Origin of the sequence: Dokdonia sp. Hel_I_53, from assembly GCF_007827465.1 — a bacterium.
Taxonomy (GTDB): domain Bacteria; phylum Bacteroidota; class Bacteroidia; order Flavobacteriales; family Flavobacteriaceae; genus Dokdonia.
Genome location: NZ_VISL01000001.1, coordinates 2,509,717 through 2,528,898 on the forward strand (window position 1 = coordinate 2,509,717; position 19,182 = coordinate 2,528,898).

The 19,182-nt window shown below is 36.6% G+C and carries 17 protein-coding genes and 2 tRNA genes; 13 read left to right on the forward strand and 6 right to left on the reverse strand.

Features of this window, described 5'->3' with window-relative positions; translation table 11 throughout:
- Positions 1 to 30: 30 nt before the first annotated feature.
- The 4 genes from OD90_RS11240 to surE form a co-directional block, all read right to left on the reverse strand.
- Positions 31 to 504, reverse strand: coding sequence for a C40 family peptidase (locus OD90_RS11240; protein ID WP_144669263.1), 474 nt, complete (start codon positions 502 to 504; stop codon positions 31 to 33).
- Between the two features lie 36 nt (positions 505 to 540).
- Positions 541 to 1,653, reverse strand: coding sequence for a lipid-A-disaccharide synthase (gene lpxB, locus OD90_RS11245; RefSeq protein ID WP_144669264.1), 1,113 nt, complete (start codon positions 1,651 to 1,653; stop codon positions 541 to 543).
- Positions 1,653 to 1,931, reverse strand: coding sequence for a hypothetical protein (locus OD90_RS11250; RefSeq protein ID WP_144669265.1), 279 nt, complete (start codon positions 1,929 to 1,931; stop codon positions 1,653 to 1,655). Before OD90_RS11250 ends, lpxB begins: the two co-directional genes overlap by 1 nt.
- Before the next feature lie 143 nt (positions 1,932 to 2,074).
- Entirely contained in the window at positions 2,075 to 2,848 is a 774-nt protein-coding gene (surE, locus tag OD90_RS11255; protein ID WP_144669266.1) for a 5'/3'-nucleotidase SurE, read from the reverse strand.
- A gap of 147 nt (positions 2,849 to 2,995) precedes the next feature.
- Here surE and OD90_RS11260 point away from each other — a divergent pair, with 147 nt between their 5' ends.
- The 3 genes from OD90_RS11260 to OD90_RS11270 are packed head-to-tail and all read left to right on the forward strand — an operon-like array spanning position 2,996 to position 7,063.
- Positions 2,996 to 5,143, forward strand: coding sequence for a carboxy terminal-processing peptidase (locus OD90_RS11260; RefSeq protein ID WP_144669267.1), 2,148 nt, complete (start codon positions 2,996 to 2,998; stop codon positions 5,141 to 5,143).
- 3 nt (positions 5,144 to 5,146) lie between these two features.
- Entirely contained in the window at positions 5,147 to 6,247 is a 1,101-nt protein-coding gene (locus tag OD90_RS11265; RefSeq protein ID WP_144669268.1) for an ABC transporter permease, read from the forward strand.
- 9 nt (positions 6,248 to 6,256) lie between these two features.
- Positions 6,257 to 7,063 carry a DNA/RNA non-specific endonuclease gene (locus OD90_RS11270; RefSeq protein WP_144669269.1) on the forward strand — a complete coding sequence of 269 codons (807 nt, stop codon included), beginning with the start codon at positions 6,257 to 6,259 and terminating at the stop codon, positions 7,061 to 7,063.
- 54 nt (positions 7,064 to 7,117) lie between these two features.
- On the opposite strand, the gene OD90_RS11275 is transcribed toward OD90_RS11270, so the two are convergent.
- Positions 7,118 to 8,260, reverse strand: a complete 1,143-nt coding sequence (locus OD90_RS11275; RefSeq protein WP_144669270.1) for an acyl-CoA dehydrogenase — start codon at positions 8,258 to 8,260, stop codon at positions 7,118 to 7,120.
- An 82-nt stretch (positions 8,261 to 8,342) separates the two neighbouring features.
- Between OD90_RS11275 and OD90_RS11280 the strand changes: the two genes are divergently transcribed.
- The 7 genes from OD90_RS11280 (at position 8,343) to OD90_RS11310 (ending at position 15,534) form a co-directional block, all read left to right on the forward strand.
- The gene (locus OD90_RS11280) at positions 8,343 to 9,398 is read left to right on the forward strand and encodes an anhydro-N-acetylmuramic acid kinase (RefSeq protein WP_144669271.1); all 1,056 of its coding nucleotides are present in this window, start codon (positions 8,343 to 8,345) and stop codon (positions 9,396 to 9,398) included.
- 91 nt (positions 9,399 to 9,489) lie between these two features.
- Positions 9,490 to 10,716 carry a Glu/Leu/Phe/Val dehydrogenase dimerization domain-containing protein gene (locus tag OD90_RS11285; protein WP_144669272.1) on the forward strand — a complete coding sequence of 409 codons (1,227 nt, stop codon included), beginning with the start codon at positions 9,490 to 9,492 and terminating at the stop codon, positions 10,714 to 10,716.
- A 23-nt stretch (positions 10,717 to 10,739) separates the two neighbouring features.
- The gene (gene nhaD / locus OD90_RS11290) at positions 10,740 to 12,113 is read left to right on the forward strand and encodes a sodium:proton antiporter NhaD (RefSeq protein ID WP_144669273.1); all 1,374 of its coding nucleotides are present in this window, start codon (positions 10,740 to 10,742) and stop codon (positions 12,111 to 12,113) included.
- 64 nt (positions 12,114 to 12,177) lie between these two features.
- A complete protein-coding gene (locus OD90_RS11295) occupies positions 12,178 to 12,882 on the forward strand; it encodes a MotA/TolQ/ExbB proton channel family protein (RefSeq protein WP_144669274.1) in 705 nt (234 codons plus the stop codon).
- A 1-nt stretch (position 12,883) separates the two neighbouring features.
- Positions 12,884 to 13,276, forward strand: coding sequence for an ExbD/TolR family protein (locus tag OD90_RS11300; RefSeq protein ID WP_144669275.1), 393 nt, complete (start codon positions 12,884 to 12,886; stop codon positions 13,274 to 13,276).
- Positions 13,277 to 13,461: 185 nt separating this feature from the next.
- The gene (locus OD90_RS11305; protein ID WP_144669276.1) at positions 13,462 to 14,238 is read left to right on the forward strand and encodes an energy transducer TonB; all 777 of its coding nucleotides are present in this window, start codon (positions 13,462 to 13,464) and stop codon (positions 14,236 to 14,238) included.
- 78 nt (positions 14,239 to 14,316) lie between these two features.
- The gene (locus tag OD90_RS11310) at positions 14,317 to 15,534 is read left to right on the forward strand and encodes a bifunctional folylpolyglutamate synthase/dihydrofolate synthase (protein ID WP_144669277.1); all 1,218 of its coding nucleotides are present in this window, start codon (positions 14,317 to 14,319) and stop codon (positions 15,532 to 15,534) included.
- Position 15,535: 1 nt separating this feature from the next.
- On the opposite strand, the gene OD90_RS11315 is transcribed toward OD90_RS11310, so the two are convergent.
- Entirely contained in the window at positions 15,536 to 17,800 is a 2,265-nt protein-coding gene (locus OD90_RS11315) for a transglycosylase domain-containing protein (RefSeq protein WP_144669278.1), read from the reverse strand.
- A 250-nt stretch (positions 17,801 to 18,050) separates the two neighbouring features.
- On the opposite strand from OD90_RS11315, the gene OD90_RS11320 reads away from it, so the two are divergent.
- The 3 genes from OD90_RS11320 (at position 18,051) to OD90_RS11330 (ending at position 19,182) form a co-directional block, all read left to right on the forward strand.
- Positions 18,051 to 18,125 (forward strand) — tRNA-Val (locus OD90_RS11320).
- Positions 18,126 to 18,195: 70 nt separating this feature from the next.
- Positions 18,196 to 18,270, forward strand: a tRNA-Val gene (locus tag OD90_RS11325).
- Between the two features lie 150 nt (positions 18,271 to 18,420).
- Positions 18,421 to 19,182 carry a patatin-like phospholipase family protein gene (locus OD90_RS11330; protein ID WP_144669279.1) on the forward strand — a complete coding sequence of 254 codons (762 nt, stop codon included), beginning with the start codon at positions 18,421 to 18,423 and terminating at the stop codon, positions 19,180 to 19,182.

Here is a 19,182-nt window from a genome sequence, read left to right on the forward strand (position 1 = left end):
GTTAAATAATTGTAAATGAGTTTAATCCTCTTAAAGTAGTCGTTTTGCCATGACAAAAGCACGATCCCAATACCGTTCATTAAGATTTGATGTAAGGACACCTTTGGAAGTGGTTGCGTGTATAAAATAGACCTGTCCATTCTTGATTTCTGTAACAAGGCCTACATGATTAATACGGTTTCTAGTCTTACTGGTTTTAAAAAATAATAAATCTCCTTTTGCAATATTTTTTCCATGCACAGGCTGGCCTTTTTTTGCCATTTCTCTAGAAACACGTGGTAACGCGATATTTTCTTCTTGAAATGCAACAAAAATAAGTCCTGAACAATCCATACCCTTTCTGGTAGTTCCTCCAAATTTATATCGAGTGCCATTATAAGATTGGGCATTCTGTATGATTCTTTCTGTTTTTCCTATTCGAGGAGCTTTTCTGTAAGATTTTTTTGAGCTCCCACAAGAAGTGAGTACTAACAATACAAGTAACGAGGTGAGTAACTGTTTCATAAATAATGATGGGGTGTCATATATAAACTAAGGTAATTACTTTTTAGTCTCTTTCACAATTAATTTAGCAGCTTTAGAACTTGCTCCAGAGCCACCTAATTTTTTTTCTAAATCGTAATAATCACTAAATAACTGTTTTCTGGAAGTATCGCTTGTAATTTTATCAAGCTCAGCCTTTAAATTCTCTGTGGTCAGTTCTCCTTGAATTAATTCTTTTACAACCTCTCGATCCATAACAAGATTTACAAGAGAAATATAAGCAGTTTTTATAATGCGTCTGGCAATTTGATAAGAGATGACATTCCCTTTATAACATACCACCTGAGGAACTTTAAAAATTGCAGCTTCAAGTGTAGCAGTTCCAGAGGTAATTAAAGCGGCGTTTGCAAAGCTCAAAATGTCATAGGTTTTATTCATGATTAGTTTTACAGGGAAATCTTCAAGAAAAGGGCTGTAAAAAGACTCCTCTTGGCTAGGTGCTCCGGCTATTACAAACTGATAGTTAGGGAAATAATCTACAATACTCAGCATGATATCTAGCATTGCTGTAATTTCCTGCTTACGACTACCGGGTAATAAAGCAATTATAGGTCTTTCATCCAAATCATGTTGCTTAGCAAAGAGCCCTGGATCTGCTTGATCTCTTCCAGAAATAGCGTCCAGTAGTGGATGTCCTACAAAATGCACATCATAATTATAAGAAGCATAAAAATCTTTCACAAAAGGTAGTACTACATACATATGATCTACGCTCGCTTTTATAGCTTTTACACGACTTGATCTAGAGGCCCATACCTGCGGACTTATGTAGTAATGTGTAGCTACTCCTAATGGTTTTGCCCACTGCGCAATACGCAAGTTAAATCCAGAATTGTCAATTAAAATCAAGGCGTCTGGTTCAAAACGAGCAATATCTCTTTTACACTGCTTAATGAATTTAGTAATCTTTCTTAGATTCGTAAGAACCTCCAGAAAACCCATAAACGCACGCTCCTTGTAATGAGAAACGAGTGTACCTCCTACTTCTTGCATTAAGTCACCACCCCAGAAGCGTATTTCTGCATTAGGGTCTTCTCTAAATAATGCTTTCATTAAATTAGAGCCGTGTAAATCTCCACTAGCCTCGCCTGCAAGTATATAGTATCTCATTAATAAAACATTAATAGCATAGTAATTATAGCAATCCCTATAGTAGCAAGCAATACTCCGCGAGCTTTATAAATCTCATTTTTCTTTAAGAAAATAAAAAAAGTAATGAGATTGAGTGTTGCACCTAGAGTGATAATTTTACCTAGGTACCCCTCTGCAAGAGCTTTCTCAATAGTTGCATCACTGCCCTTGTCTGAGAAAAGTAAAATGTACAGGATGATTCCTAACGCATTGGCTAGAATTCCAGCAAGGATTCCTATTAAAATATCTTTTTTCATGGATAATTATTTTTTACGCTTTCGCGAAAAATTGATGATCGAAAAATAATTTATTTTAAATAAACTTTTCGCGAAAGCGAGAAATTATATCTCCCCCTATTTCTATTTTTCTGAAGAGAGTTTTAGTAATCTAATTAAAGATATTATTGATCCCATTCATTGAGTTCTTGAATAAAATGATGTGCTGTAAGGTCAAACTGAACCGGCACAACAGATACAAAGCCTTTAGAAAGAGCCCACTCATCTGTATCTTCTCCTTTGTCTTGATTCACAAATTCGCCTGTAAGCCAGTAATAATCCCTGCCCATTGGATTTGTTCTTTTATCAAAGTCCTCAACCCATTGTGCTTTTGCCTGACGGCAAATTTTAATCCCTTTTATCTCGCCTGCTGGTAATTTAGGGATATTTACATTGAGAACAATTCCTTTTGGGAGTCCATTTTCTAAAACCTGCCTAGTTATTTTTTCTACATATTTTTTTGAGGGTTCAAAATCTGCCTCATGACTGTAGTCTAAAAGAGAAAACCCTATGGCAGGAATTCCTTCTACACCAGCTTCTACGGCAGCACTCATAGTACCACTATAAATCACATTGATGCTAGAGTTACTACCATGATTAATACCGCTTACACAAATGTCTGGTTTACGTGGAACAATTTGTTGGTTTGCAAGTTTAACACAATCTGCTGGAGTTCCAGAACACGTATACTCTTTATGAGTAGCGTCTGGCTCCAAAGTTACAGGATCACAATACAAAGTATCATTTATAGTGATGGCATGTCCCATGCCACTTTGAGGACTATCTGGGGCTACTACAATCACATCGCCTATTGTTTTCATTACATGTATCAATGTACGTATTCCAGGGGCTGTAATTCCGTCATCATTAGTAACTAGAATGAGAGGTTTTGTAGTCATAAAACTGTATTAGAAATTAACTACGAAAATACGTAAATTGCATTTCATTTATAAAATTGATGAGGTTTAACAAAGAATATTGGGTTGTGATTTTTTGTGGCACAATTTTTAATGTACATTGTAGTTAATATGCAAATAGAAGATTTTATGAAAAGGAATTTAAAACTCATTGCACTAGCCTTACTATTCTCAGTGGCTAGTTGCAGTTTTACAACAAAATCATTTGAAGATACAGATAAGGATAAAATATTATTAGATCTTATTTCTTATGTTCTTTCACGCGGTCATTATAACGCTAAGGAGATTAATGATGAGTTTTCACAGGCAGTATTTGATGACTATATAGATGCTCTTGATCCTTATCGTCGCTTTTTTTACAAAAGAGATATAGATGAGTTTCAAAAATATAAGTATGAAATTGATGATGCGATTAGAGATAAAGATCTCAGTTTCTTTAATCTCACCTATGAGCGTTTAAAACAACGTACACACGAAGCACAGGCTATACAGCAAGAAATTTTAACGGCACCTTTTGACTTTAACCAAGATGAAGATTTGAATACAGAGTATGAAAAGTCGCCTTTTGCAAAGAATAAAAGAGAATTAAGAGACCGATGGAGAAAGCAACTTAAGTTAAATGCGTTAAGTGCTTATTTTGATAAAAAGAATGATGAAGAAGCCAGTCTAGATGAAAAAGACTCAAAAATCGAAAGTTTAAAGGAAACCTTTTCAGATAAAGAGCTAGAGTTAAAATCACGTCAAGAAGTAACTGATAACACGAAAGAGTTTTTTGAGTTTACAAATGAATTAGAGCGCAAAGATTATTTTTCGATTTTTTTAAACGCAATTGTTGAAGGTTTTGATCCTCACACCTATTATTTCGCTCCTGTAGAAAAAGATCGTTTTGATACACAAATGAGTGGTCAGTTTCAAGGTATAGGAGCTCGTTTACAAAAAAAGAATGGTGAAATTCGTGTAACTGATATAATTTCTGGTGGTCCAGCTTGGAGAAGCGAGCAACTCAAAGAAGGAGACGTGATTCTTAAAGTAAAGCAGGAAGATGAAAAAGATGCACTGAATGTGGTAGGTATGCGTCTTGAGGATGCTATAGAATTTATTAAAGGACCTAAGGGTACCAAGGTAACGCTATCAGTTAAGACGAAGCTTGACGGGAGTACTAAAAACATCACGATAGAACGTGATATTGTAGAGCTAGAGGAGGTCTACGCCCGTTCTGCCAAAGTTGTAAAGGATGGCCGTAAATACGGACTTATCAATCTTCCAAAGTTTTACTTTGACATGCAAAATTATAAAGAAAAAAATGCTGCAAAGGATGTAAAGAGAGAAGTTGAGCGATTAAAAAGAGAAGGTGTAGAAGGACTTGTAATTGACCTTCGTAACAATGGAGGTGGTTCTTTAAAAACAGTAGTTGATATTGCTGGATTATTTATACGTCAAGGCCCTGTTGTTCAGGTTGCTGGAAATGGAGATGAACCAGAAGTTCTAGAGGATTTAGATCCATCAATTGTGTGGGATGGCCCACTTGTCATTTTAGTAAATGAAATTTCGGCCTCTGCAAGCGAAATACTCGCTGCAGCTATGCAAGATTATGAACGAGCTATAATCATTGGAGGGAAACAAACTTATGGTAAAGGTACAGTGCAAAATGTAGTAGACCTTAATCCATGGCTGCGCAATAACCAGTATGGTGATTTAGGGGCGCTTAAGGTTACTACTCAAAAATTTTACCGTGTGAATGGTGGTTCCACACAGCTCGAAGGTGTGAAAAGTGACGTTGTTGTAGCAGATCGTTTTAAATATGTTGATATTGGAGAGCGTGATCAAAAAAATCCATTACCATGGGATAAGATAGCTCCAGCAGACTATAAAAAATGGGATGGAAATATCAATCTAAAGCAAACTATCAAAAAGAGTAATGCACGTATGTCTAAAAATGAGCATTTAAAGCTAATTGATGAATATGCAAAGTGGATCAAAGAAAGACGCGATGATAATATCTGGTCTTTACAATATGAAAAGTATAAAGAGCGTATAGAAACAAGCGAGGCATTTGCTAAAAAATTTGATGCGATAGATGAGTATGATTCAAACCTTGAGTATAATTCTTTACCGTACGAGCAGAGACTTTTCAAGACAGATACTATTTTAAAAGAAAAGCGTAATCGCTGGCATAAGAGTTTAGCAAAAGATGTTTATGTAGAAGAAGCATTAAATGTACTCAAAGATTTAAAGTCTAGTAATATAAGGAATAAGCTGGCTACGCTTAGAGATTAGTCTATGTCCCAACCGACACAATCATTAACAGCTCTAGCGCTCCAAAAGTTTAAAAAAAACTTTTGGGGCGTTTTGAGTTTAGTCTATATCGTACTCTGTGGGCTCGCTGCATTATTTGCTTATGTTATAGCACCAGATAGTAGTCAAAATGCAAACCAAATGCATTTATCCATCCACTCTCAGCCTCCAGGTTTCCAAGTTGATATGTTGACAATTCCTAGTGACATTGACACTGAACAGTCTTGGTTTTTAAAGTGGTTTTCTGGAAAAAAAACTTCAGATACCGAAATACCGATAACTTCTCATGTAGTCACTGATAATGGTATATCGTATGTTCCGTATACTGGCGATGAAAGCGCTGGAATTGTAAAAAATCTAACCGTAAATGGTGTAGAAGACTATCACGCTTTCGCGAAAGCAAATATCAATTCCTCAAAATTCTTACTTGGAACCGATAAGTATGGAAGAGATTTATTAAGCCGCATGCTTATAGGAGCTCGTATATCTTTTTCTATAGGATTTGTAGCTGTGTTTATCTCTCTTATAATAGGTTTGTTGTTAGGAGCATTTGCAGGCTATTTTGGCGGAAAAATCGATGCTGCTATTATGTGGATAATAAATGTTACTTGGTCCATACCTACATTGTTACTTGTGATAGCCATCACGCTAGCTCTAGGTAAAGGATATTGGCAAGTTTTTATAGCAGTAGGACTTACTATGTGGGTAGAAGTGGCTAGGGTGGTTCGTGGACAAGTTATGGGAGTGAAAGAGATGCAATATGTAACTGCTGCTAGAGCACTGGGCTATACAGATGCGCGCATAATTATAAAGCATATATTGCCTAATGTCATCGCCCCACTTATTGTTATTTCTGCTGCAAATTTTGCAGGTGCTATCCTTATTGAAAGCGGACTCAGTTTTTTAGGAATAGGAGCCCAGCCTCCTACCCCCAGTTGGGGAGCTATGATTAAAGATCATTATAGTTATATCATCTTAGGTAAACCTTATCTAGCAATTATTCCTGGTCTTGCAATTATGCTGTTAGTAATGGCCTTCATGCTTGTGGGGAATGCACTTCGAGATGCGCTGGATGTAAAGGGTTAAATTACATATATGAAAAGAAAATACCTTTATCCATTATTAGTTGCGTTGTTTACCTTAGGTTGGTACGCATTTGAACAGTATGCAAATAGGGCTTTAGATGCACCGCTTATAGAAGAAGGTAAGAAGCCTAAAGTAACCACAAATACTTATTTTTTGCCAAGTTCTACCACCGATCAAGTAATACATCATCATTATTATTCATTAAGCTACAGTGAGCCAGACGAACAGGCAGAGTGGGTGGCTTATGAACTTAAAAAGAATCAAGTAGTAAATGCAGATTTTAAAAGACCATACTTTGAGGTAGATCCCAAAGTACCTTCAAAATCTGCTCACTGGCGCAATTACAAAAACTCAGGGTATGATCGTGGTCATCTATGTCCAGCAGCCGATCGAGAGTTTAGTAAAGAAGCATTTGAAGAAACTTTTTTAACAAGTAATATCACTCCACAAAGGCATGTTTTTAATGCAGGAGTTTGGAACAGGTTGGAACAGAAGGTTCGGTATTGGGCAAAAAGATATGATGGAGTTTTTGTAATTACAGGAGGTGTTTTAAAAGATAAAGTGGGTGCAATAGGTACAGAAAACGTAACGGTGGCAGAATCTTTTTATAAAATTGTTTACGATCAATCTGGCGGAAATAAAAAAATGATAGCTTTTTTAATGAATCATGCAGCTTCAGAGAAAAGATTGCAATCTTTTGTAACTTCAGTAGATCAAATTGAAACACTTACAGGAATTGATTTTTTTCCAAATTTAGATGATGAAACTGAAAATAAGTTAGAGGCTGCTATAGATTTAACGCACTGGAGGTTTTAAATTGTGACATCATAAAAAAGCGACCCAATTCTATTAGGTCGCTTTTAAAAAAAATTATCCCTTGATCAAACCTCTAGAGATAACAATCTTTTGTATCTCACTTGTTCCTTCATAAATTTGAGTGATTTTTGCATCACGCATTAATCGTTCTACGTGGTATTCTTTTACAAAACCGTTTCCACCGTGTATCTGAACAGCTTCCACACTTTGCTCCATTGCTACCTTAGAAGCATAAAGTTTTGCCATTGCACTAGATTGATCATAGTTATTTCCTTGGTCTTTATCCCAAGCAGCTTTCATTACTAAGTGACGTGCAGCTTCAATTTCTACAAACATATCAGCCAGTTTAAAAGCAATTGCTTGGTGATTGCATATTTCTGTGCCGAATGCTTTACGCTCTTTACTATATTTAAGTGCGAGTTCATAAGCACCAGATGCAATTCCCAAAGCTTGCGCAGCAATCCCAATACGACCTCCAGAAAGTGTTTTCATTGCAAATTTAAATCCAAAACCATCTTCACCTATGCGATTCTCTTTAGGAACTTTTACATCATTAAACTGTAAGGTGTGTGTGTCACTACCACGTATGCCAAGTTTATCTTCTTTAGGACCTACTTCAAAACCTTCCATCCCTTTCTCAACTATAAAAGCATTGATGCCACGATGTCCTTTTTCTCTATCTGTTTGTGCAATTACTAAATATACATCAGAGCGTCCTCCATTTGTGATCCAGTTTTTCGTACCATTAAGTACATAATGATCGCCATTGTCTATCGCAGTAGTAGCCTGCGAAGTCGCGTCAGATCCTGCTTCTGGTTCAGATAAACAAAATGCGCCTACCATCTCACCCGTAGCAAGCTTTGTAAGATATTTTTGTTTTTGTTCTTCAGAGCCATAAGATTCTAGGCCGTAGCATACAAGTGAGTTGTTTACAGAAACAATTACAGAAGCAGAAGCATCCACTTTAGAAAGCTCCTCCATAATAAGTACGTAAGAAATAGCATCCATACCACTACCTCCATATTTTGGGTCTACCATGATACCCAAAAAGCCAAGGTCTCCCATTTTACGTACAAGTTCTGAAGGGAATTGTTGTTTTTCATCGCGTTCAATAACGCCAGGTAATAATTCTGTTTGAGCAAAATCGCGAGCTGCGTCGCGCACCATTATATGTTCTTCTGTTAAGCTAAAATCCATTGTGTATGAAGTATTAAGGATTGTGTAAAAAATCTGTGCAAAGATACTTGTTTCTTGCCTTTTTCTCAATAGATTTAGGGTAATGGAACAAAATAGCTATAACGTTATCGGGGTAATGAGTGGTACAAGCCTAGATGGGATAGATTGTGCTTATGTCCAAATCCTAAAAAAGCCACAATATTCTGCACTCATAGATAAGGCGCAGACATACCCATACACTCAACAATGGAAAGATAAGTTGAGTGCTGCACATACACTCTCAAAAGAAGATCTAACCCACTTAAATGAGGAGTACACACGCTATTTAGGTGAGGTTATAAATACTTTTATTGAAGAATTTAAAATAGAGCATATTGATATAATTTCTTCCCATGGTCACACAATATTACATCAGCCAGAGAGAGGATACACACTTCAAATTGGAAACCTTCAACAATTGGCTGCTCTTACAAGTCAGAAGGTGGTTTGTGATTTTAGAGTGCAAGATGTTGTATTAGGTGGTCAAGGAGCTCCTTTAGTGCCTATAGGTGATGAGTTGTTGTTTAGTCATTACGATTATTGTTTAAATCTAGGAGGCTTTGCAAATGTCTCAACAAAAAGAAAGGATATCAGGATTGCATATGATATTTGCCCTGTAAATGTTGTTCTCAATAAGTATGCACAAAAGCTAGATGCAGAGTACGATGATAATGGCGCTTTCGCGAAAGCGGGAGTGGTTCAAAATCAATTATTAGAAAAATTAAATAGCCTTGCTTTCTATAATTCTGCTCCCCCTAAATCTCTTGGAATAGAATGGGTACATCAATATGTTTTTCCATTATTAGATGCAACCGATCTCACACCCAAGGACTTCCTTGCAACTTTCACAGAGCATATTGCAATCCAGCTTGCTAATCAATTTGAAAAGAATTCTAGCGTTTTTGTGACTGGCGGTGGGGCATACAATAGCTTTTTATTAGAACGATTATCATTTCATAAAGATGTAACTCTTATCGTGCCAGATGCAAGTATGTTAGAGTTCAAAGAGGCGCTAATATTTGCATTATTAGGAGTTTTGAGGTTAGATAATAAAGTCAACATACTTTCTTCTGTTACTGGAGCATCTTTAGATCATTGCTCTGGAGTAATTTACAACTAGTAAACACGAATGTTCTTTCTTAAAGAATTGTTAAGATATAGAGAAGGGGTAGAGGTTTCTTATATTTGTGGGATATTCATTAAATACACATATGAGAGCACTTTTACAACGCTACGAAGATAAATCTCCAGAAATAGTTTTTCATTGGAATGACCCAGAAACCGAAGCAGAAGGTTGGGTAGTTATTAACTCACTACGCGGCGGTGCTGCAGGTGGTGGGACGCGTATGCGTAAAGGTTTAGATATGAACGAAGTGCTTTCGCTTGCAAAGACAATGGAAGTTAAGTTTACCGTATCTGGGCCAGCGATAGGAGGTGCAAAATCTGGAATTAATTTTGACCCTAAAGACCCACGTAAAAAGGGAGTTTTAGAAAGATGGTATAAAGCAGTGTCACCATTATTAAAAAATTATTATGGAACTGGTGGAGATCTAAATGTAGATGAAATACACGAAGTAATCCCAATTACTGAGGAGAGTGGTGTATGGCATCCTCAAGAGGGTGTTTTTACTGGTCATTTTCAACCTACAGAGGCAGACAAGATAAATAGAATAGGACAGTTGCGTCAAGGTGTGATTAAGGTCATAGAAAACCCTTTGTTTTCGCCAGATGTCACTCGTAAATATACAGTAGCAGATATGATTACTGGATATGGCGTAGCCGAAGCTGTACGTCATTATTACAATATTTATGGGGGAGACGTAAAAGGAAAGCGAGCAGTCGTTCAAGGCTTTGGGAATGTAGGGGCAGCAGCAGCATTTTACCTAGCTCAAATGGGTGCCAAAGTAGTTGGTATTATTGATATTGTAGGTGGGCTTATTAATGAAGATGGGTTTACATTTGACGAAATACGAGATATGTATCTTTCTAAAACAGGAAATACGATGAATGAGAAGGATTTAATTCCTTTTGATGAAATGAACGAACGTATTTGGAAACTTAAAACAGAAATTTTTGCACCGTGTGCTGCGTCACGCCTTATAACAGAAGCACAAATTTCAAGTATGATTGATACTGGTCTAGAAGTTATATCTTGCGGTGCTAATGTACCATTTGCTGACAAAGAAATTTTCTTTGGCCCTATTATGGAGCATACAGACGCAAAAGTGAGTCTTATTCCAGATTTTATATCAAACTGTGGTATGGCAAGAGTTTTTGCATATTTTATGGAACGTAAGGTGCAGATGACAGATGATGCTATCTTTAATGATACTTCTCAAACCATTCGTAATGCTATTGAAAATACCTATAGCAATAATAGTAGTAAACAAAATATAAGTAAAACCGCTTTTGAGATTGCTCTAAAAGAATTACTTTAATCACAACTAATTAATAGACAATTATGACTTCTGTAATCATCCTGATTTTTATTATAGGATATCTTTCTATAACCCTTGAACATCCTCTTAAATTAGACAAAACTGTTCCTGCGCTCATTATGGCGTCACTTATTTGGGCTTTTTTAGCAGTTGGGTTTCACTATGGCTGGTATGATGTAATTGATACCCATGAACATGCCTGGAGTTACCTTACTGGAGGAGAGGCCGCAGAAGAAGGCTTCGAAAATACATTATTACATCACCTAGGAAAAACGGCAGAAATCCTAATTTTCCTAATAGGGGCAATGACTATTGTGGAAATTATAGATTTACACCGTGGTTTTGAAGTCTTAAAAGGAGCTGTAAGAACACGCAGCAAGAAAAAACTATTATGGATTATAGGTATTCTCGCATTTATATTATCTGCCATAATTGATAACCTTACAGCAACAATTGTATTAATTACTTTACTTCGTAAGCTTATTGTAAATCGGGATCAGCGTCTTTGGTTTGCGGCTATGGTTGTGATTGCTGCAAATGCAGGTGGAGCTTGGTCTCCTATAGGAGATGTAACAACTACTATGCTATGGATCGCAGATAATGTAACTGCTATGAAATTAATAGAATACGTTGTAATACCTTCTGTAATCTGTTTTGCTATTCCTTATTTTATAGCGATGTATCTACCAGCATTTAAAGGTGAAATTATAGTTGATACAGAAGAAGATGAAGAGGCAGAAAGATTACTAAGTAGTAAGACAATGTTATTTTTAGGACTGGGAATGATTGTATCTGTTCCTATTTTTAAAACATTAACACACCTCCCTCCATATATGGGGATGATGCTTGCTCTAGGGGTGGTTTGGTTAGTTTCTGAATATATTCATCCAGAAGAAGATTTTACTCAAGAGCGAAAGCATTTATATAGTGCGCATAAAGCGCTATCTCGTATTGAGATTTCAAGTATCCTATTCTTTCTAGGTATTTTAATGGCCGTTGCTGGTCTTGAAAGTTTGGTATATGGAGTTTCAGAAGCAGGAGATCCAGTAGGTACGTTAAGATACGTTGCAGAAATTTTAAATGAAGCAATTCCTAATCAAGATATTGTTGTTGTAATTCTTGGGGTTCTTTCGGCTATAATCGATAACGTACCACTCGTTGCAGCCTCTATGGGAATGTATGAAGCACCTACAGACAGTCTTTTATGGCATTTTATTGCTTACTCAGCAGGTACGGGTGGAAGTATGCTCATAATTGGTTCGGCCGCAGGTGTTGCTGCTATGGGTATGGAGAAGATAGATTTTATCTGGTACCTAAAGAAAATAACATGGCTAGCATTTATTGGATTTGCTGCAGGGGCATTGGCTTTTGTACTGCTTACAGGAGGAACAATGTAAATTCTATCTCGTACAATTTTATAAATTAAACATCGTTTCATACTAAAGTCTTAATAAACATAATATGGTGTATAACCTAATTCAACAGGGTTCTCAAGAAGGCGCAGAAATTCTAGCAACTGAAGAGCCAGTAGAACAAACCTTATCTATTATTGATCTACTTCTTACAGGAGGTACCGCTGGAATTATTATCATTCTGGTTCTCTTCGTATTACTTTTTGTAGCTATCTATATTTATTTTGAACGACTATTTGCAATAAAAGCAGCCTCACAAATAGATGGCAATTTTATGAACCAAATTCGAGATAATGTGGCCACAGGCAATATTGAGAGTGCAAAGATTTACTGTGCTCAAACCAATTCTCCAGTCTCTAGACTTACCGCAAAAGGAATATCTCGTATAGGAAGTCCTTTAGAGGATATAAATACAGCCATTGAAAATCAGGGTAAACTTGAAGTCTATAAATTGGAGCGTAATGTAAGTGTGCTTGCAACTATTGCTGGAGCAGCACCTATGATAGGTTTCTTAGGAACAGTAATAGGTATGGTACTTGCATTTCACACATTAGCAACTAGTTCTGGTCAGGCAGAGATGGGTACACTTGCAGAAGGAATCTACACAGCGATGACTACAACGGTGGCTGGACTCATCGTAGGAATCATCGCTTACATGGGCTATAATCACTTAGTAGTACGTACAGATAAGGTGGTTCATTCTATGGAGGCAAATGCAGTTGACTTTCTAGATTTATTAAACGAACCTAGCTAATATGAATCTCCGCGGAAGAAATAAAGTAAGCCCAGAGTTCAGTATGAGCAGCATGACAGATATTGTATTTCTGTTATTAGTGTTTTTCCTACTTACATCTCCTGCCATCACTCCAGATGCTTTAGATTTAATTCTACCAAAAGCAAAAGGAAAGACCAGTAACAAGCAAAATTTATCTGTAAGCATCACTAAAGATTTAGATTACTACGTCAATAAAGAACGAGTAAGTGAGAATACTATTGAAAGTACAATCACAAATGCTTTATCTAGCGTAGAAGAACCTACAATCATCTTAAGGGCAGAAGAAGGTGTTCCTATTGAAAATGCTGTAAAAATCATGGATATTGCAAATCGCAATAAGTACAAAATAGTATTAGCTGTAAGGCCTAATTAATGCAATAAATGTGTTGTTAATTTTGGTTTGCTCGCTTTCGCTAAATCATAATTAATTCGCATACTGCATCTTGATTATATAATATGACGACAGTTTATATCGTTTTATAACTTTCAATCTTTATCAAATTGCCATATTTAGACACCATACACAAGCGTAAATCATTCACGATAAGCAGCGTTATTATGATGCTTATCTTATTGTTAATGTTCTTTGTGGGAATGAATTATATGGATCCACCAGAAGAAGGTGGAATTGCTGTAAATTTTGGAACTTCAAGTGTAGGTTCTGGAGCTATACAACCTATAAAACAAGTTGCCTCTGCCCCAAAAAATACAGCTCCACAGCCTAAACTTACCCAGACGCAACCTGAAATTAAGGATGAAGTAGTTACTCAAGACATAGAAGATGCACCAGTAATAGAGAAAAAGCCAAAAGTAAATCCAAAACCTAAAGTTGAGACGTCAAAAACGAAACCTACAGAAAAGCCAGTAGAAGCAACAAAACCTGATCCTAAGCCAGACAAATCCACCACCAGCGCACTTGATGCATTAATAAATGGTCCCAAAAAGGATGGGGCCTCTCAATCTGGAGAGGGAAATGATAATCAAGCAGGAGATAAGGGAGATCCTAATGGTGACCCTAACGCTTCTAGCTACTATGGAACAGGAAAAGGCCTTGACGGTGATGGTAATTATCAATTAGGAGGTCGTAAAGCATTAGGTAAACCTAAGCGCCAACAAGAATGTAACGAGGCAGGGATAGTTGTGGTGAGTATAGAAGTAGATCGCTCTGGGAAAGTTATTAAAGCTACCCCTGGAGTAAGGGGGACTACAAATAATACTCGTTGCTTGCTAGAACCTGCAAAGGCAGCTGCGCTAGCCACAAAGTTTAATAGTGATAGCAATGCGCCTTCAAAACAAATAGGGAAGATAGTATACCGTTTTAGTCTTTCAGATTAAGAGCTACTTTTTGTAATCATTTACTTTTTGAGTAACATCTAGCCTATTTTTATATCGTAACCTCAAATTCTATAAGTTATCAAGTACCAAGAAATCTTACATTGGCTTTTCTCACAACTACCTATGTATCAGCGAGAGGGAGCAGCGGCTTACAAATCAGATTTGAATAATATCAAATTGCTTTCAGCATATTTGAAAAATCCACACATTAAATTTAAATCAGTTCATGTTGCAGGAACAAACGGTAAGGGCTCTACAAGTCACATGATGGCATCTGTCTTGCAAGAGGCTGGTTATAAAGTAGGATTGTACACATCTCCACATCTCAAAGACTTTAGAGAACGCATCAAAGTAAATGGAGAGATGATCGAACAGCAATTTGTTGTTGACTTTGTTTCTGAAAACAAAACTTTTTTTGAAACAAATAAATTATCATTTTTTGAAATGACAGTAGGAATGGCGTTTTTATACTTTGCTGTTAAAAAAGTGGACATTGCTATCATTGAAGTGGGGTTAGGTGGGAGGTTAGATGCAACAAATATTATTACACCTCTTTTGTCTATTATTACTAATATAGGCAAAGATCACACGCAATTTTTAGGGGAAACGCTTCCTGAAATAGCCTTGGAGAAGGGAGGGGTTATTAAGGAAGGTGTACCTATTGTGATAGGCGAATACCATCCTGATACGGAAGAGGTTTTTGAAACGCTTTCGCGAAAGCGTAATGCGCCCCTATATAAAGCTTACGAATTTGACCTTATGCCAATGAAGTCTGATCTCACAGGAAACTACCAAGAGCTAAATATAAGAACAGTACAAACAGCCTTCTCCGTATTACAAGGGAAAGAGTTTCATGTGGGTATACAACATATAGCAAAAGGATTGTGTGCTGTTGTAAAGAATACTGGCTTGCTAGGGAGATGGCAAACACTCCAACAATCACCAAAGATAATTTGTGACACAGCACATAATAAAGAGGGGTTGTCATTCGTAATGGATCAACTTACTCGCGAGAAATTTAATAAAATTCACATCGTATTGGGAGTTGTCTCAGATAAGGACCTCAATACTATATTGCCGTTATTTCCAACCTATGCAAATTATTATTTTTGTAAACCAGCTGTGCCTAGAGGGATGGATGTTCACATCCTGCAAAAGGCAGCTCAAGATCACTTATTGACCGGTGAGTCATATCTAAGTGTTCATGATGCGTTAGAGGCAGCAAAAGAAAGTGCAGGAACTAAAGATTTAATTTTTATAGGAGGGAGTACTTTTGTTGTGGCAGAGGTAGTATAGGCTACATATCATAAATGTAATCTCTTCTTTCAACTTCAATCGTATCTTTTTCCCTTTTAAACAAAAAACTCCAAAAGCCTCCAAATTTTCTTTCTTCTAGAATAGAGTTAGGGCAGTCTAGCTTTGCTATAACACGTTCGTTAATTTGAGGGAACCTAGCCTTTGTAATTTTATTAAATAGTGTGTCTTTATTCATTTTCTGTAAAAGTAATGCAGTAACTGGAAGAGCAGCATTTGCACCCTGGCCCACTCTTGTACTTCTAAAACCTATTCTGTGATCATCATGTCCCACCCAAGTGACTGTAACTAGCTCTGGCATAACACCTACAAACCAAGCGTCTTTATTATCTTGAGTAGTTCCCGTTTTACCTCCTATGTCATTGTCAAGTCTATACTTATAGCGTAATCTACTTCCTGTACCGTAATTTGCAACTGATTTTAACATGTGAACCATCGCTTCACGAGTGTCTGCTCTCAAAGCCTTATCTTTTCCTTCTTTTGGCCCAAAACGTTGCATCATATAACCCTCAGCATTTTCAATACGTTCTAGATAATACGGTTCTACAGGCTTTCCCATATTTACAAATGCGGCATAAGCACCTGCCATCTCTGTGATGGTTAACTCTGCGGTCCCTAAAGCGATTGAAGGAACCTTAGGTAATTCACTATTTATATTAAGAGCTCGAGCTAATGATACAACCCTATCAATACCAGTACGTTCTAAAATTTTTACACTTATCGCGTTAAGTGAATTTGTAAGTGCTCCGGTCATGCTGTACTGCAAACTATCATGTTTAGATTGATTTCCATTAGAAGGGCTCCAGTTGTCTAAATTTTCATAAATAACCTCTTTGCCAGAAATATATTCGCAAGGATCGACGCCTCTTTCTAAGGCAGCAGCATATACTATAGGCTTAAAAGTAGAACCTACTTGACGCTTACCATCCATATGGTCATATTTAAAAGAGTCGTAGTTGAGCCCTCCTAACCACACGTTAATGGCACCGTTACTTGGATTAATTGCTAGTGTTCCTAGATTAAGTTGCTTAAGTTGGTGACGTAAGCTGTCTATGGTGCTGTAATTTACTTCTTGTTCTTTATCGTAGGTTGAAATAATCATAGTTCGCTTTCGCGAAAGCGTATCAAGTATATCTTTATGCCCAAGCCCTTTTTTACGTAAAGAGATATATTTAGGAAGAGCCGTAACATAAGATTTAAAAATTGGATCTTGATCCCTCCATGGAGCTCCCCATGCATACTCTTTCTCAAATTGTCCTTGTAAAACTTTCATATGCTCTTTTGCAGCCTCCTCTGCTAATTGTTGCATTTTAAGATCAATAGTGGTATAAACTTTTAATCCACTAGCGTATAAATCATAGTCACGACCATTTACACTATTTAATCTGCACCAATCTAATAGTCTACGTTCTAATTTACTTAAGAAGTGCGGTGCGACACCAACTTTATTGTCTTTTAGGCCAAACTGCAAATGAAACTTTTCTTCGACTGTGCATTCATATAATTCATCTTCTAAAAAACCATATTTTTTCATCTGGCTGAGCACAACATTCCTTCTTTTTTTACTGCGCTTAGGGTGAACCTCAGGATTGTAATAACTAGTGGCTTTTAACGTACCGATGAGTGTTGCTGCTTCTGCAATAGTGAGCTCTCCTGTGGATTTATTGAAAAACTTTTGGGATGCACTCTCTATACCGTATGTGTTGCCAGCAAATGGTACAATATTTAGGTATAGTTCTAAGAGTTCATCTTTTGTGTAAAGATCTTCAATACGTCTGGCTGTAAACATTTCTTTTGTTTTCGCTACTGGAATACTTAGCATACCATAGTCTTCTCTATTAAAAAGGTTTTTTGCAATCTGTTGAGATAAAGTGCTTCCTCCTCCAGCGCGATCATTACTTAGTAATATAGATTTAATTAAAACCCTGCCTAAACTCTTATAATCTACGCCACTATGCTTTAAGAACCTAACATCTTCTGTGGCAATAAGTGCATTTATGACATGGGGAGGAATATCTTTAAAAGAAATAGGTTTCCTGTTGTATTGTGTAAACGTGGTGATGAGCTTTCCATTTCTATCATAAACTTCAGAAGGAGTGAATTTTGCAAGTCTTTTAATTGCAAGATCATTAGGGATTTTACCCCAAGCACCAAGATAAACAGAGCTTGTAAATAACAACAAAACACCTATTAAAGCGCTGAATGTGAGAAGTGTATATTTTAATATTTTCTTTGTTTTTTCCGTCAAGATTTCTCTGTTTTTTTCAACCTACAAATTTCGCTTAATAACTGCTTTTAATAGTTTTCTTTAACCTTAGTTTAAAACTATATGTTATTTTGTCTTAATAAACGATCACTTTTTAAGAGGAATGGTGGCTTTGATAAAAATCTTTTATTTTAATGAGAAAACATTTTATTCTATAAAACTTTAATTCTATATTTGCACCCGCAATAAGGGAAATAGCTAATGGAACTTATTGTTACTTGATAATTATTCAGGGCGCTTAGCTCAGTTGGTTCAGAGCACTTGGTTTACACCCAAGGGGTCAGGGGTTCGAATCCCTTAGCGCCCACAAGCAAGAAATGATCACTTGTTTAAAAATGATCTAATCGGATGTTCGGATTTCGATTCACAAATGATTCGGGCGCTTAGCTCAGTTGGTTCAGAGCACTTGGTTTACACCCAAGGGGTCAGGGGTTCGAATCCCTTAGCGCCCACAAAAAAATCTCGTTAGAAACTTCTAACGAGATTTTTTTATTTGAGAGTGATTTTAAAAGAATTACTGTTTTAAATGACTAATATCTTTCGTAGTAATTATAATTCTTCCTCCCCAGTATTTTATATTTTCGATAAACTAATTACAATTTATGGATCAAAGAATAGGAGTAGTTTTGTCTGGAGGAGGCCACCGAGGAGCTGCACATGCTGGAATGCTTAAAGCTATGGAAGAATTTAACTTAGAACCAGATGTCATTTCTGGCTCAAGTGCAGGTGCCATTGTAGGAGCTATTTATGCAGCGGGTCATTCTCCTGAGACTATTTTAGATATTTTTAAAAATATCAAATTATTTTCCTTTTCATTTTATGCCAGACGAAAGGCTGGAATTATTGATTCTGAGCGTTTTGAGGATATTTTGAAACCATATTTCACATCAAACTCTTTTGAGAATCTCCAGAAAACATTATTAATAACTACAACAAATATTGTAAAAGGAGAGGTACGGGTTTTTGAAAAAGGTCCTCTGATACCATCCATTTTAGCAAGTGCAGCATTGCCTGGTATTTTTACGCCTATACCTATTGAGGACTCTTTATACTCAGACGGAGGAGTTTTAGATAATTTCCCAGTCAGTCCTTTATTAGGAAAGTCGTTAGATATTTATGGGAGCTACGTTTGTCCACTTAAAAAATTAAGTGTGAAAGATTTCAAACATTCATATAACGTTATTGATAGAGCAGTAAACTTAATGATGCATAATACCTCTGTACAAAAATTTGAGTTATGCAAGATGGTCTTTAGTCCAGACTCATTAGAGGAGTTTGGTCTTTTTAAAACAGGACAAGCAGATCGTATTTTTCAAATAGGGTATGATCATGCGAGTAAAAAACTAGCTGCACAGAAAATGTGA